Annotated in this window: 12 protein-coding genes; 10 read left to right on the plus strand and 2 right to left on the minus strand. The window is 71.6% G+C overall.

What is annotated here, in order from left to right; genetic code table 11:
• Positions 1-52 precede the first annotated feature (52 nt).
• From P8R59_RS09655 to P8R59_RS09680, 6 genes are all read left to right on the plus strand, one after another.
• Positions 53-856 carry an SURF1 family protein gene (locus tag P8R59_RS09655; protein ID WP_431606889.1) on the plus strand — a complete coding sequence of 268 codons (804 nt, stop codon included), beginning with the start codon at positions 53-55 and terminating at the stop codon, positions 854-856.
• 10 nt (positions 857-866) lie between these two features.
• Positions 867-1388, plus strand: a complete 522-nt coding sequence (locus tag P8R59_RS09660) for a DUF3817 domain-containing protein (protein ID WP_160897493.1) — start codon at positions 867-869, stop codon at positions 1386-1388.
• Positions 1385-2965, plus strand: coding sequence for a glutamine-hydrolyzing GMP synthase (gene guaA / locus P8R59_RS09665; protein ID WP_278103755.1), 1581 nt, complete (start codon positions 1385-1387; stop codon positions 2963-2965). Before P8R59_RS09660 ends, guaA begins: the two co-directional genes overlap by 4 nt.
• A gap of 226 nt (positions 2966-3191) precedes the next feature.
• Complete coding sequence (locus P8R59_RS09670; RefSeq protein WP_278103756.1) at positions 3192-4418, plus strand: MFS transporter; 1227 nt, start codon at positions 3192-3194, stop codon at positions 4416-4418.
• A 14-nt stretch (positions 4419-4432) separates the two neighbouring features.
• Entirely contained in the window at positions 4433-4885 is a 453-nt protein-coding gene (locus P8R59_RS09675) for a nitroreductase family deazaflavin-dependent oxidoreductase (RefSeq protein ID WP_278103757.1), read from the plus strand.
• Positions 4882-6234 carry a glycosyltransferase gene (locus P8R59_RS09680; protein ID WP_278103758.1) on the plus strand — a complete coding sequence of 451 codons (1353 nt, stop codon included), beginning with the start codon at positions 4882-4884 and terminating at the stop codon, positions 6232-6234. Before P8R59_RS09675 ends, P8R59_RS09680 begins: the two co-directional genes overlap by 4 nt.
• Before the next feature lie 96 nt (positions 6235-6330).
• Here P8R59_RS09680 and ligD read toward each other — a convergent pair whose 3' ends face one another.
• Positions 6331-7554 (minus strand): non-homologous end-joining DNA ligase, encoded by a 1224-nt coding sequence (gene ligD, locus P8R59_RS09685; protein WP_278103759.1) that lies wholly within the window; start codon positions 7552-7554, stop codon positions 6331-6333.
• 365 nt (positions 7555-7919) lie between these two features.
• Complete coding sequence (locus P8R59_RS09690; RefSeq protein WP_278103760.1) at positions 7920-8807, minus strand: Bax inhibitor-1/YccA family protein; 888 nt, start codon at positions 8805-8807, stop codon at positions 7920-7922.
• Positions 8808-8951: 144 nt separating this feature from the next.
• Between P8R59_RS09690 and P8R59_RS09695 the strand changes: the two genes are divergently transcribed.
• The 4 genes from P8R59_RS09695 (at position 8952) to P8R59_RS09710 (ending at position 13197) form a co-directional block, all read left to right on the plus strand.
• A complete protein-coding gene (locus P8R59_RS09695; RefSeq protein WP_278103761.1) occupies positions 8952-9941 on the plus strand; it encodes a glycerophosphodiester phosphodiesterase family protein in 990 nt (329 codons plus the stop codon).
• Positions 9942-9987: 46 nt separating this feature from the next.
• Positions 9988-10917, plus strand: a complete 930-nt coding sequence (locus tag P8R59_RS09700) for an NAD(P)/FAD-dependent oxidoreductase (RefSeq protein WP_278103762.1) — start codon at positions 9988-9990, stop codon at positions 10915-10917.
• Between the two features lie 238 nt (positions 10918-11155).
• Positions 11156-12121 (plus strand): ABC transporter ATP-binding protein, encoded by a 966-nt coding sequence (locus P8R59_RS09705; RefSeq protein ID WP_278103763.1) that lies wholly within the window; start codon positions 11156-11158, stop codon positions 12119-12121.
• Positions 12118-13197: an ABC transporter permease gene (locus tag P8R59_RS09710; protein WP_278103764.1), complete on the plus strand. Its 1080-nt coding sequence runs from the start codon at positions 12118-12120 to the stop codon at positions 13195-13197. The genes P8R59_RS09705 and P8R59_RS09710 overlap by 4 nt, the downstream gene beginning before the upstream one ends.
• Positions 13198-13218 lie beyond the last annotated feature (21 nt).

A 13218-nucleotide genomic window follows, 5' to 3' on the forward strand; every position in this document is an offset into this window, starting at 1 on the left:
CGCGCTCGAGCAGGAGCCCCGCCAGGTCTTCCCGCCGACCCTGCGCGAGGTCATGCTGCGCCCGCGCTGGCTGGCGCTCCTGGCGTTCTCGCTCGTCGTCGCCGGCCTCCTGGCGTGGCTCGGGCAGTGGCAGCTCGGCCGCGCGATCGACACGGCTCCCGCCGAGCCCGGACAGACAGAGATCGTGCGACCGCTCGCCGACGTCGCGCAGCCGGGCGCCTATCTGCCCGAGCCGCTCGTCGGGCAGCGGGTCGAGGCCAGTGGTCGCTGGATTTCCGACGACTTCCTCGTCGTCTCGTCCCGGTACAACGACGGTGTCGAGGGGTACTGGGTCACCGGTCAGCTGCGACTCGACGGGGTGGCGACGCCCACCTCGGTCGCGGTCGCCGTGGGTTGGGCGAGTGATGCGGCCTCCGCGCGGAACGCCGTCGACGCCCTCCAGGCTCAGGTCGAGTCCGATCCCGACGCCATCGTCACGGTGACCGGGCGTCTCATCTCGGACGAGGGTCCGGGCCGCCCGCCGGCGGGGGTCGACCCGCAGACCATGACGCGGATGTCTCCGGCCGTGCTGCTGGGGCGCTGGCACGACGTCGACGGGGTCGCCGTCTACCGTCCCTATCTCGCGTCGCAGTCCGCGATCGGACCCCTGGATGCCATCGACTCGCCCGCTCCCGATGAGCGCTCCAGCGTGAACTGGCTGAACATCTTCTACGCCGTGGAGTGGGCCATCTTCGCCGGCTTCGCGCTGTACCTCTGGTACCGCCTGGCCCGCGACGCGTGGGAGAAGGAAGTGGAAGATCTCGAGGACGAACAGTCCGAGGCCCTCGCGGCGGGCTCCGCGGAATCCCGCGACTAGACTGGCATCCATGCCCCGCGCCCCCAAGCTCGCCTCGTTCCCGGCGATCCGCGGAGCCCTGAAGTTCTACCAGATCTGCTCGATCATCACCGGTACCGGCCTGCTCCTGCTGGTCGCCGAGATGATCGTGAAGTACACGCCCATCCACAAGGAACTCTTCCTGGGCGGATCCGGTGGCTTCCTGTGGTTCGCCGATGCCATCCCGGGTCCCGGATGCCAGTGGTTCTCCCTGTTCGTGCCGGGTGGCAGCGGCTGCGAGATCCTCTCGACCGGCGACGGTGTGAACATCTCGCTCGCGATCCTCGTGATCCACGGCTGGTTCTACGTCGTGTACCTCTTCTCCTGCTTCCGCGTGTGGAGTCTCATGCGCTGGCCGTTCCGCCGTTTCGTGTTCCTTGCGCTCGGCGGCGTCGTGCCCTTCCTCTCCTTCATCCTCGAGGTGCGCACCGCTCGCAGCGTGCGCGCCTACCTCGCCGAGCGCGAAGCCGCCGAGGCATCCGCTCCCGTCCCCGCCCCGGAAGGACCCCGGTGACCGAACAGACCGAAACGTCGCAGCGTCCCGTCCTCGTCGTCGACTTCGGCGCCCAGTACGCGCAGCTGATCGCCCGCCGCGTCCGCGAAGCCGGTGTCTACAGCGAGATCGTCCCGCACACCGCGACGGCCGATGAGATCGCCGCGAAGAACCCCGTGGGCATCATCCTCTCCGGCGGCCCCTCGTCGGTGTACGAAGAGGGTGCCCCGCGGCTCGACGGTGGCGTGTTCGACCTCGATGTGCCGACGCTCGGCATCTGCTACGGATTCCAGGTGATGGCCCAGGCCCTGGGCGGCGAGGTCGCGAACACCGGTCTCCGCGAGTACGGCGCGACGGATGCCACGGTCGTCACCGAAGGCACGCTCCTCGAGGGACAGCCCGCCGAGCAGAACGTCTGGATGAGCCACGGCGATCAGGTCTCGCGCGCCCCCGAGGGGTTCGAGGTCCTCGCGCGCACCGCGCACACGCCCGTCGCGGCCTTCGCCAACGACGCCCGCCGCATGTACGGCGTGCAGTGGCACCCCGAGGTGAAGCACACCGACCACGGTCAGCGCGTCATCGAGAACTTCCTGCACAAGGCGGCCGGGCTCCCGGCGGACTGGAACAGCGGCAACGTGATCGCCGAGCAGGTCGCCCGCATCCGCGAGCAGGTCGGCACCGGCCGTGTGCTGTCCGCGCTGTCGGGCGGCGTCGACTCCGCCGTCTCGACCGCCCTCGTGCACGAAGCTGTCGGCGACCAGCTCGTCGCCGTGTTCGTCGACCACGGGCTCCTCCGCAAGGGCGAGCGCGAGCAGGTCGAGAACGACTACGTCGCCTCCACCGGCGTGCGGCTCATCACCGTCGACGCGCGCGAGACGTTCCTCAACGCCCTCGCCGGCGTCAGCGACCCCGAAGAGAAGCGCAAGATCATCGGCCGCGAGTTCATCCGCGCGTTCGAGAAGGTGCAGGCCGACCTCGTCGCCGAGGCGAAGGCCGACGGCGAGCCGATCCGCTTCCTCGTGCAGGGCACGCTGTACCCCGACGTCGTCGAGTCCGGCGGCGGCGCGGGAACCGCGAACATCAAGTCGCACCACAACGTCGGCGGCCTCCCCGAAGACCTGCAGTTCGAGCTCGTCGAGCCGCTGCGCACCCTCTTCAAGGACGAGGTCCGCGCGATCGGTCGCGAGCTCGGCCTCCCCGAGGCGATCGTCGGCCGGCAGCCCTTTCCGGGGCCCGGTCTTGGCATCCGCATCGTGGGCGAGGTCACCGCTGACCGCCTCGAGATCCTGCGTGAGGCCGACGCCATCGCCCGCGCCGAGCTGACGAAGGCCGGCCTGGATGCCGAGATCTGGCAGTGCCCCGTCGTGCTGCTGGCCGACGTGCGCTCGGTGGGTGTGCAGGGCGACGGCCGCACCTACGGTCACCCGATCGTGCTGCGCCCCGTCTCCAGCGAGGACGCGATGACCGCCGACTGGACGCGTCTGCCCTACGACGTGCTGTCGAAGATCTCGAACCGCATCACCAACGAGGTGCGGGAAGTCAACCGCGTCGTGCTCGATGTGACGTCGAAGCCGCCGGGGACGATCGAATGGGAGTGAGCCGGGTCTGACACCGGCTCCCGCGCCCCCGCCGTCGTCCGGCTCCGGGGTGTCGTCTTCCGGTCGAGAGCAGGGCCCCTACCCCGATCGACCGGAAGACGACACCACTCCACCGGACGGCGGCGGGGCGCTCTGTCGTCAGCGGCGAAGGTATACGTTGGAGGCGTCGGCGATCAGCCCTCGGGAATCTCCCGGGTTCGTCCGGCCAGAACGGCACAGGTCTCCCGTGACCCGTATCGACTTCTCCGGCTACCGCGACGTGCTGCGCGTGACCGGAGCCCCCTGGTTCACCCTCGCCGGGTGGGTCGCCCGCTTCCCGCGCGGAACGCTCAACCTCGGCATCGTGCTGCTCGTCCAGGCCGCGACCGGGAGCTTCGCGCTCGCGGGCGGAGTGGGCGCCGCCTTCGTCGTCGGCACGGCGTTCGCGGGCCCGCTGTGGTCCCGACTCATGGATCGCCGCGGGCAGCGCCCCGTGCTGCTCCTCGCCGCCCTGACGTTGTCGCTCGCGGTCGTGATGCTCGTGTGGGCGGTGCTCGCCGCGACACCGGTCGTGACGTGGTTCGGGATGGCGGTGGTCGCCGGCGCCGTCTCGGTCGACGTCGGACCCGCGGTCCGCGCGCGGTGGAGCGCCCTCGTCCCTCCTGAGCGGCGGCACAGCGCCTACGCCCTCGAATCGATCGCCGACGAGAGCGTCTTCGTCATCGCCCCGCCCGTCCTCACGCTGATCGCCGCAGCGGCCGCCCCGCAGGTCGGGATCGCCGTCGTGGTGATGGTGGGCGCGATCGGGCTCCTCTGGCTCGGCCTGCTGCGCGGGTCGCAACCGCCCCGCGTCGCCGTCACCGGTCCGCGTCCGCGCCTCCTGCCCCCGGTCGGCATCCTTCCGGTGACCGTCGCCTGGGTCGGGGTGGGAGCGATGTTCGGCTCGTTCGACGTCACCGCCGTCTCCTGGGCGGACCGAGCCGGTGCTCCGTGGTTGGCCGGGCTCCTGATGGCCTCCCTCGCCGTCGGGAACACCGCCGGCGCGCTCGTCTACGGCGCTCTTCGGCAGCGGGGCTCCCTGCGCGCCCGCTGGCTCCGCAGCAGTGTTCTGCTCGCCCTCGCGGGGTCCGCTCTGCCGTTCGTCGCCGACAGCCTCGCGGCACTGGTGGTCGCCGCGGTGGTCGGGGCTCTCATCGGGCCGGTCCTCGTCGCGGGGTTCGCACTCGTGGAGTCGCGGGCGGACCGCGACCGTGTCACGGAACTCCTCGCGTACCCGTCGCTGGGCCTGGGGGCCGGCATTCCGCTGGGGTCGACCCTCGCGGGAGTGGGGCTGGATGCCGCAGGCCCCGTGCTCGGGTTCACCGTGATGGCCGTGAGCTGTGCGGCGACCCTCGTGCTCGGTGCGACCGGCGAGGCACTGCTGTCGGCCCGACCGAAGGCGGCATCCATCCGCTCGATGGGAGTGGGGTCGTAGGGGAGGATGGGGGCATGAGTGACAGGTTCGTGCGGCCGACCCGACTCGACACCGTCTTCAACGCGGCGGTGGCCGCGCTGACCCGTGCGGGGCTGCCCCTCGCGGGGAGCCGGGTGCTCGCCGTCCGGGGTCGTTCGTCGGGCGAGTGGCGCACCACGCCGGTGAACCCTCTCCGCGTCGGCGGCGATCGTTACCTCGTCGCTCCGCGCGGGACGACCCAGTGGGTGCGGAACCTGCGCGCGGCCGGGGGCGGCCAGCTGCGCGCGGGGCGGTCGGTCGAGGTCTTCCGGGCCGAGGAGGTGCCGGATGCCGAGAAGCCGCCCATCCTGCGCGCGTACCTGGTCGCGTGGGCGTGGGAGGTCGGCCGCTTCTTCGAGGGCGTCGACAAGAACTCGCCGGAGGAACGGCTGCGGGAGATCGCGCCCGGGTTCCCGGTGTTCCGGCTGCGCTCGGAAGGCCGTCGATGACCGGCTTCCCCGACGCGTGGTACCTGATCCTCTCGAGCCGATTGATCCCCGACCTCGACGGCGGGTACACGATCTCGACTCTCGCTCGCGCGCGGCAGATGGCGGATGCCGGTGCCCCGGCGCTGCTGCTGACGGTCGACCCGGGCGAGGGGGAGGCGCACGCCGAACATCGCGCGGAGTTCGTGCGGCGCGGCGCGGCAGCGGCATCCGAGGTCTTCCGGAATCTGTTCGACGAGGCCGTGAGCCCGGAAGGCGGAGCAGCCGACTGGTTGCGCGCGGCCGCTCGGCCCGGCGCGGCCGATCCGGCGCTGGAGTATCGGAGCGTCGCCGCCGGCGCGGTCGATCTGCCGAACGTCGTCGATCCGCACTGGCACCTCTCGACCGCACCGATCGTCGTGCGAGATGCCGCGGGCGCCGCGGCGGGGGTCATCGACGGGTTCGGCGCGCTGTACCGCGCCTGGCTCGCGCACGTGGTCTCGGGGCTGCGCGCGGAGGTCGACCGACCCATCGTGCTCGTCTGCGAGTCGCGACAGCTCGGTGAGCTGATCGTCGACTGGGTCGACCCCGACGTGCGGATCCTCCACACCGTCCACACGATCCACCTCGAGCCGCCCTTCACCGCCGACGCACCGGTCAACGCGCTCTGGGAGAGGTGGCTGGCGGCGGCTTCCCGCTTCGACGCGGTGCTCTGGCCGACCGCATGGCAGCACGACGACGTGCGGGCGCGCTTCGGCGACGGCCGGGTCGACGTCGTCGCGCCGCACGGCATCCCGACGCCCGACGCGGTCACTTACGCAGCGGACGGACCCGTCGTGGTGCTCGGGCGGCTGGCGCCGGGGAAGCGGCTGGACCACGCGATCCGGGCGTTCGCGCGGGTGGTTGAGGAGGTGCCCGGCGCCCGGTTGGAGCTGTGGGGAGCGGGCCCCGGACGCGATGCGCTCGAGACGCTCGTCGCCGAGCTCGGGCTTGGCGACGCGGTGTCGCTGCCGGGGCTGACCCTGGACCCGGGCGCGGTGCTCGACTCCGCGTCGGTGTACCTCACGACCTCCGCGTTCGAAGGACAGGGGCTCGCCCTCGCCGAGGCCCTTGCGCACGGCGTCCCCGTCGTGGCCTACGACATCCGCTACGGCCCGCGCGACATGCTCGCCGAGGGGGGCGGCATCCTCGTGCCCGACGGCGACGAGGACGCGCTCGCCGCAGCCCTGGTGCGGGTGCTGGGCGATGCGGCGTTGCGTCGGCGTCTCTCCCGCGAGGCTCGGGCGTCCGCGGCGGCCCTGAGTCCCGCGCGCGCGATGCAGACGCTCGCCGCCGCGGCCGCCGAAGCACTGTCGCGTCCGACGCGGCGGTAGGCCGGGTCGAGCGCCCTCCACGTTCGGTGTCCAAGACACGCCGTCGGCGGGCGACCCGAACGGCGTGTCTTGGACACTCGACCGGGGTACGGTGCGTCAGCCGCGGCCGGCCCAGGGGTCGTAGTCGGCGATCAACGGCTCCTGCGGCGGGCGGGTGGCATCCGGGACGTGCTGCAGGTTGATGCGCACGCGGTACCAGAGCGAACTCGAGCCGCGCATGCCGTCGAGCATCACATCGGCGGGATGCAGCGCCGCCGCCGTCTCGGGATGCCGGCCCTTCCACTGCTCGAGGGCGTCGAGCGCCTCGGGCTTGGTCTTCGTGCGGGCTACCTCGATGAGGGGCATCGTCGAGGCGCGGCGCCCCGAGCCGTCCGATCCGCGCGGCGGCTTCTCGGCGGGCCCCATCTGCTCGGCCAGGGCGAGGAGTCCGTCGAGCGAACCCGGGGCGGCGTCGATGCCCTCGTGCGGGTCGCCGATCGCCGCGAAGCGCTCGGGCACCGTGAGCACCGTGAACTCCTCGGGGCGTCGTTCGCGGAGTTCCTCCCAGGTGAGCGGCGTCGACACCCGTGCGTCGGGAAGCGGGCGGATCGAGTAGGCGGATGCCACGGTGCGGTCCTTCGCGTTCTGGTTGAAGTCGACGAACACGCTCTCACCGCGCTCCTCCTTCCACCAGCGTGCCGTCGCGAGCCCGGGTGCGCGGTTCTCCACCTCGCGGGCGAGCGTCTCGGCGGCCCGGCGGACATCGGGGTACTCCCACTCCGGAAGTATCCGCACGAGGATGTGCAGCCCTCGCGAGCCCGAGGTCTTCGGCCAGCCCACCAGGCCGTGGTCCTCGAGCACGTCCCGCGCGGTGAAGGCGACGTCGACGATCTGCGCCCAGTCGACCCCGGGCATGGGATCGAGGTCGATGCGGAGCTCGTCGGGATGGTCGAGGTCTTCGGCCCGCACCGGGTGAGGGTTCAGGTCGAGGCATCCGAGGTTCACGATCCAGGCGAGACCCGCCGCGTCACGGATCACCGTCTCCTCGGCCGACGTCCCCGAGGCGTAGTGCAGGGTCGCCGTGTCGATGAAGTCGGGGTGGTTCTCGGGGACGCGTTTCTGGAAGAAGGGCTCTTGGTCGAGACCCTTCGCGAATCGCTTCAGCACCATGGGCCGACCGCCCGCGCCGCGCAGGGCACCGTCGGCGACCGCGAGGTAGTACCGGACGAGGTCGAGCTTGGTCAGGCCCGGCTCGGGGAACACGACGCGGTCGGGGCTCGTGACCCGGACCTCGTGACCGTCGACGTCGAGGACCGTCGGGGGCGTCTTCGCGGGGCTCATGCCGCGAGGGTAGCCCCGTGGCATCCGGGGTGGGACTCCCTTGCGGACGCGGCAGATGCGGGGTGCGGCGGCCGTCCCGGCGTTGAGTGTCCAAGACACGCGGGTGCGACAGCGGTGCGTCCGCGTGTTCTGGACACCGAAATGTGGGCTGAGATCTCACGCCGTGCGGCTCCCACTTCAGCGGCCAAGACACGCGGATGCCATGGCGATGCGTCCGCGTGTCTTGGACACCGAACGACAGCGCAGGGCGGGGCAGGGCGGCGCCGGGGACACTGAACCGGTTGGCCGGGGCGATGGAGACGCCCTGCCCGCGGAACGACGAAGGGCCGCCCCGAACGGGACGGCCCTTCGTGCGAAACGGTGCGTCAGTTGTTGCCGCGCAGGATCGCGAGGATGCGCAGGATCTCGACGTACAGCCACACGACGGTGACCATGATGCCGAAGGCGCCGACCCAGCCGTAGACGCGCGGGGCGCCGTTGCGGACGCCGCGCTGGATCTGGTCGAAGTCGAGCACCAGCGAGTACGCGGCCATGATGACCACGAAGACGCCGATGATGACACCGAGCGGGATGCCGAAGAGCTTCACGTCGCTGAGCAGACCGAACGCGCCGCCGGCGAGCGGGACGTTGAAGAGCATCAGGCCGACGTTGATGAGGCTGAAGACGAGGTAGCCGACCATCGCGATCATGAAGATCTTGGTGGCGCGCTTGGAGGCGCGAATCTTGCCGCTGGCGAACAGCGCCAGGGTCACACCCACGACCGACAGGGTCGCGAGGGTGGCCTGCACGACGATGCCGGGGTAGATGAACTCGAAGAACGCCGAGATACCACCGATGAACAGACCCTCGAACGCCGCGTACGCGATGAAGATCGGGACCGACGGCTTCTTCTTGAACGTCGCAACCATCGCGAGGACGAAGCCGACGAGGCCACCGATGAGCATCGGGGCGATGTTCGGGCTGGGGTTCGCGACGGTGACGCTGCTCATCGTCCAGATCCAGCCGACGACGGCGGTGACGACGAGGATCGCGAAGAGGCCGAGGGTCTTGAAGACGGTGTCTTCGACCGTCATGCGGTCGGTCTGCACCGCGCCCGCGGACGGGGCCGAGTACAGGCCCTCGATGTTCGCCGTCTCGGCGGCTGCAGCGGCAGCGGTCATCGACTCGGCGGGCGGGGGGCTGTAACGGGTCTGGGCTCCGCCACGAGGGTCCTGGAACGCCGGGTTGTTGAAGGCCGGGTTGTTGAGGGCCACAGGGACTCACACTCCAAATTGCTGATGATCACAGCACCGTGCTGTAGACCAACACTAGCCGAGGATGCCGCGAGAATCCCGGGACGGACTGGGATTCTGCTATGAGCGAGCGGCGTCCGTCGGCTCGCCGGATAGCCTGGGCCCGTGCCAGTCGAGCGCCCCCTGATCATCGGTCACCGAGGTGCTCCGGGGTATCTCCCCGAGCACTCCCGTTCGTCGTACGAGCGGGCGATCGTCGCGGGGGTCGATGCCGTCGAGCCCGACGTCGTGCCCACGAAGGACGGGGTGCTCGTCGTCCGCCACGAGAACGAGATCGGCTCCACGACCGACGTGTCGACGCGCGCCCAGTTCGCCGCGCGCCGCCGGACCGGCGTCGTCGACGGCGAGCGGCTCGAGGGGTGGTTCACCGAGGACTTCACCTGGTCGGAGGTCGAATCGCTCCGCTGCCGCGAGCGGATTCCCGCGCTGCGGCCTGGGAGTGCGGAGCACGACGACGTCGACCCGGTGCTGAGCCTCCGCGACGTGCTCGATCTCGCGAGGGCGGGGGGCGTCGGCGTGGTGCTGGAGATCAAGCACGCGGCCTTCTTCGCCCGCGCCGGGTCCGACATGGCGGAGCTCGTCGAACGGGAGCTCCGGGATGCCGCCTGGTGGGACGACCCCGCCCTGGTCATCGAGTCGTTCGAGCCGCTCGTCCTGCAGCGGCTGCGGGAGCGTGGCATCCGGGCTCCGCTGGTGCAACTGATCGAGGCGAGCGGGGCACCGTGGGACCTGAGGGAGCGCGATGGTGCCCGAGCGGCGTCGTACGCGTCGATGCTCACCCCGGCCGGTCTGGACGCGCTCGCCGAGGCGGTCGACGGCATCAGCCCCGACAAGCGGCTGATCCTCGCCCCCGACCGGCTGGGGAGGGTGCGGGGCCCGGCGCCGTTCGTCGCGGATGCGCAGAGGCGCGGGTTGCGGGTGTTCACGTGGACGTGCCGCCCGGAGAACCAGTTCCTGCTGCCGGGCTTCCGACGCGGCGGCGGGTCGGCCGCATTCGGCGACTACGAGCGGGAGTGGTCCGTGCTGCGCGAGGCGGCGCTCGACGGCATCTTCGTCGACCACCCCGACCTGGGCGTGGCGTTCTTCCGGGCGTAGGCGCAAGCCCCGGTCGGCACTCCGCCCCGGCGGTGAGGATGGCGGGATGACGGTGGACGTGACAGTGGTGGGTGGCGGGATCTCGGGGCTGGCGTGCGCACGGGCGGTGCGGGATGCCGGGGGCTCGGTCCGCGTGATCGACCGCGGGCGCCGGCCGGGCGGGCGGCTGTCGAGCCGGACGATCGACGGACGCGCGGTCGACCTCGGCGCGTCGTATTTCGTCGTCGGCGACGACGAGCGATTCGCGCGGGTGGCGGCGGACTGGGAGGCCCGCGGGGTCGCGCGGGGGTGGACCGACACGTTCTCGGCGATCGACGCGGACGGCTCGGTCACCCGCAAGACCGGACCTCTGCGATGGGCGGCGCTGGGCGGCTCGCGCGCACTTGTGCTCGATCTCGCCGACGGCGCGGACGTCGAGTCAGGCCGCGAGGTCGCGCACGCGGCGCCCTTCCGCGTGGACGGGGTGGATGCCGGCGAGGTGGTGCTTGCGATGCCCGAACCGCAGGCGCGGCGCCTGACGGATGGCATCCCGGTCGCGCCCCAGGAGTGGGAGCCGGTGATCGCGGTCGTGCTGCGGTGGGACAAGCGCCGCTGGCCCGCCGACCTGCACGGCGCGTTCGTCAACGGCGACCCCGAGGTCGCGTTCCTCGCGGACGACGGCGACCGTCGCGGGGACGACGCCCCGGTACTCGTGGTGCACACGACGGGCGCCGCGGCGCGGCGGTACCTCGACGACCCGGATGCCGCGATTCCGCCGGTCGCCACGGCGACGCGGCGTCTGCTGGGCATCGACGTCGAGCCGGTCTCGGCCGTCGCCCACCGCTGGACCTTCGCGCGCCCCACCCGGACGACCGGCGAGCCGTTCTTCCGCTCGCCCGGGCTGTCGCTCTGCGGCGACGCGTGGGGCGAGTCGGCCGCCGTCCGGACGGCATGGTCGTCGGGCGACGCGCTCGGCCGCGCGCTCGCGGCATCCTGACGCCCGGGATCCCCGGCGCATCAGCGGCATAAACGCGATTCGCACGCAGAAACGCGCTGCGAACGCGTTTATGGGCGTGGATCGCGTTTATGCGTGGCGTGGGACGGCGGGTCGGTGCGTCGCAACCGGCTCGGCGCGTCGCGCTCCGGAACGACGTGCTCGGCCGCGCGCTCGCGGCATCCTGAGTCGACGCCCCGAAACTACGGGGCATGTCGGCATGCGCCCGTAGGGTGGGGGGATGGACGCAGGGGGCGCGGGCATCGAAGCAGTGCAGGTGAAACGGGCGTTCGGCGCCGTGACGGCGGTGGCGGACGTGACCTTCACCGCCGAGCCGGGGCGGGTGACGGGGCTCGTCGGACCCAACGGATCGGGCAAGACGACGCTGCTGCTCATGCTGGCGTCGCTGCTCCGGCCGGACGGCGGCGAGGTGCGCATCGGCGGGGTCGATCCCGTGGCCGATCCGGCGGGCGCGCGCCGACTGCTCGGCTGGATGCCGGACTCGCTGGGCGCATGGCCCACTCTGACCGCGCGTGAGGTGCTGATCGCCACGGCCCAGCTCTACGACCTGTCTCGCACCGACGCGCGGGTGCGGGCCGACCGGCTGCTCGAGCTCGTGGACCTCGTTCCTCTCAGCGGTTCCGCCGCGCGTGTGCTCTCCCGCGGTCAGAAGCAACGGTTGGCGCTGGCGCGCGCCCTCGTCCACGAACCGCAGGTGCTGCTGCTCGACGAGCCGGCGTCCGGACTCGATCCGCAGGCGCGCATCGACCTGCGCGTGCTGCTCCGGCGACTCTCCGACGAGGGACGCACGATCCTGATCTCGAGTCACGTGCTGTCCGAGCTCGAGGAGGTCGTCGACGACGCGGTGTTCCTGCTCGACGGGCGGACCGTCGGGCGCGACCGCGTGGCGGCGGCGACCACCCGCCTCCGGGTGTGGCGCGTGCGGTTGGCGGCCGACGCGTCTCGGAGCACGGCCTCGGACCGCGACGCCGTCGCGGCCGCCCTCGGGCGCACGCCGGACGACGTGGGTGTCGATCGCCGCGACCTGCTCGTGTCGTTCGCCGACGAGTCGGCGGCGGTGGCGGGTCTGCGGGCGCTCGTGGGAGCCGGCATCCCGGTCGTCGAATACGCCCCCGCGGTGGGGGATCTCGAACACGCCTTCCTCGATCTGCGAAGAGGCGCTGCGGCCGAGGGGAGCTCCGAATGAACGCCCGCCGCCTCGGAACCGTCATCGGTATCGACCTGCGTCAGCGCGTGCGGTCGGTGGGCTGGTACGTGCTGCTCGGGATCTTCGCGGTGATCCTGCTCGCGCTGCTCACCCTGTCGTTCTCGTCGTTCTCGCTCAGCACCGGCGGCAACGGCTGGTTCTACTCGCTCGTCATCATGTTCGTGCTGCTGCTCGTGCTGCTGGTGTCGCCGACGCTGAGCGGCAGCGCCGTCAACGGCGATCGGGATACCGCGACCCTCGCGCCCGTGCAGGTGACGCTGGTCACGACGACGGAGATCGTGCTCGGGAAGTTCCTCGCGGCATGGATCTCGGGGCTCGCGTTCCTCGTCGTCGCGCTGCCGTTCCTCGTGGTCGCGACGTTCATCGGAGAGCTCAACCCCGCCGTGATCGCCTCGTCGCTCGGCATCCTGGTGCTCGAAGTCGGCGTCGTGGCGGCGATCGGGGTCGGTGTGAGCGCGATCGTGGCGCGGCCGGTCTTCTCGGTCGCCACGACGTACCTGCTGGTGGCGGCGCTGACCCTGGGGACGCTCATCGCTTTCGGTCTCGGAGGGACCGCGCTGCGGACCGAGCAGACGATCACCACGCGCGACCTCGACTGGAACGCGGTTCCCGCGGGGTGCGACCCGTACACGGAGAACGACGCGACCGAGTGTCCGCGACCCGACGAGATCGGGTGCACCACCTCTACCTACACGACCGAGGTGCCCCGGTTCGACCGTGTGTGGGGCGTGCTCGCGGCCAACCCGTTCGTCATCCTCGCGGACGCGACGCCGCCGACGTACGACCAGTACGGCAACCCGTCCGACCTGTTCTCGCAGATCGCGACCGGCGTGCGTCTGGCCCAGATCCCGCCCGAGACGGCGCAGTCCTACGACTACTGCGCCAACGGGTCGCTCGAGGGTCGGTCGACGGAGGAGCAGATCGCGGGAACCGTACCGAGCTGGTTCGTCGGGCTGTTCCTGCAGCTGGTTCTCGCCGGCGGCCTGCTCGCGTGGGGCATCGCCCGCACGCGGACACCGGCGCGTCGGCTGCCGCCGGGGACGCGGATCGCCTGAGTCGCCTCAGCGGTGGCGCGT

Origin of the sequence: Microbacterium proteolyticum, from assembly GCF_029639405.1 — a bacterium.
GTDB lineage: Bacteria > Actinomycetota > Actinomycetes > Actinomycetales > Microbacteriaceae > Microbacterium.

Bases quoted from the DNA above. Each gene is read 5' to 3' on its own strand.
- P8R59_RS09655 (WP_431606889.1), top strand. From the start codon at position 53: ATGCTGCGCCCGCGCTGGCTGGCGCTCCTGGCGTTCTCGCTCGTCGTC.
- P8R59_RS09660 (WP_160897493.1), top strand. From the start codon at position 867: ATGCCCCGCGCCCCCAAGCTCGCCTCGTTCCCGGCGATCCGCGGAGCC.
- P8R59_RS09675 (WP_278103757.1), top strand. From the start codon at position 4,433: ATGAGTGACAGGTTCGTGCGGCCGACCCGACTCGACACCGTCTTCAAC.
- P8R59_RS09680 (WP_278103758.1), top strand. From the start codon at position 4,882: ATGACCGGCTTCCCCGACGCGTGGTACCTGATCCTCTCGAGCCGATTG.
- ligD (WP_278103759.1), bottom strand. From the start codon at position 7,554: ATGAGCCCCGCGAAGACGCCCCCGACGGTCCTCGACGTCGACGGTCAC.
- P8R59_RS09700 (WP_278103762.1), top strand. From the start codon at position 9,988: ATGACGGTGGACGTGACAGTGGTGGGTGGCGGGATCTCGGGGCTGGCG.
- P8R59_RS09705 (WP_278103763.1), top strand. From the start codon at position 11,156: ATGGACGCAGGGGGCGCGGGCATCGAAGCAGTGCAGGTGAAACGGGCG.
- P8R59_RS09710 (WP_278103764.1), top strand. From the start codon at position 12,118: ATGAACGCCCGCCGCCTCGGAACCGTCATCGGTATCGACCTGCGTCAG.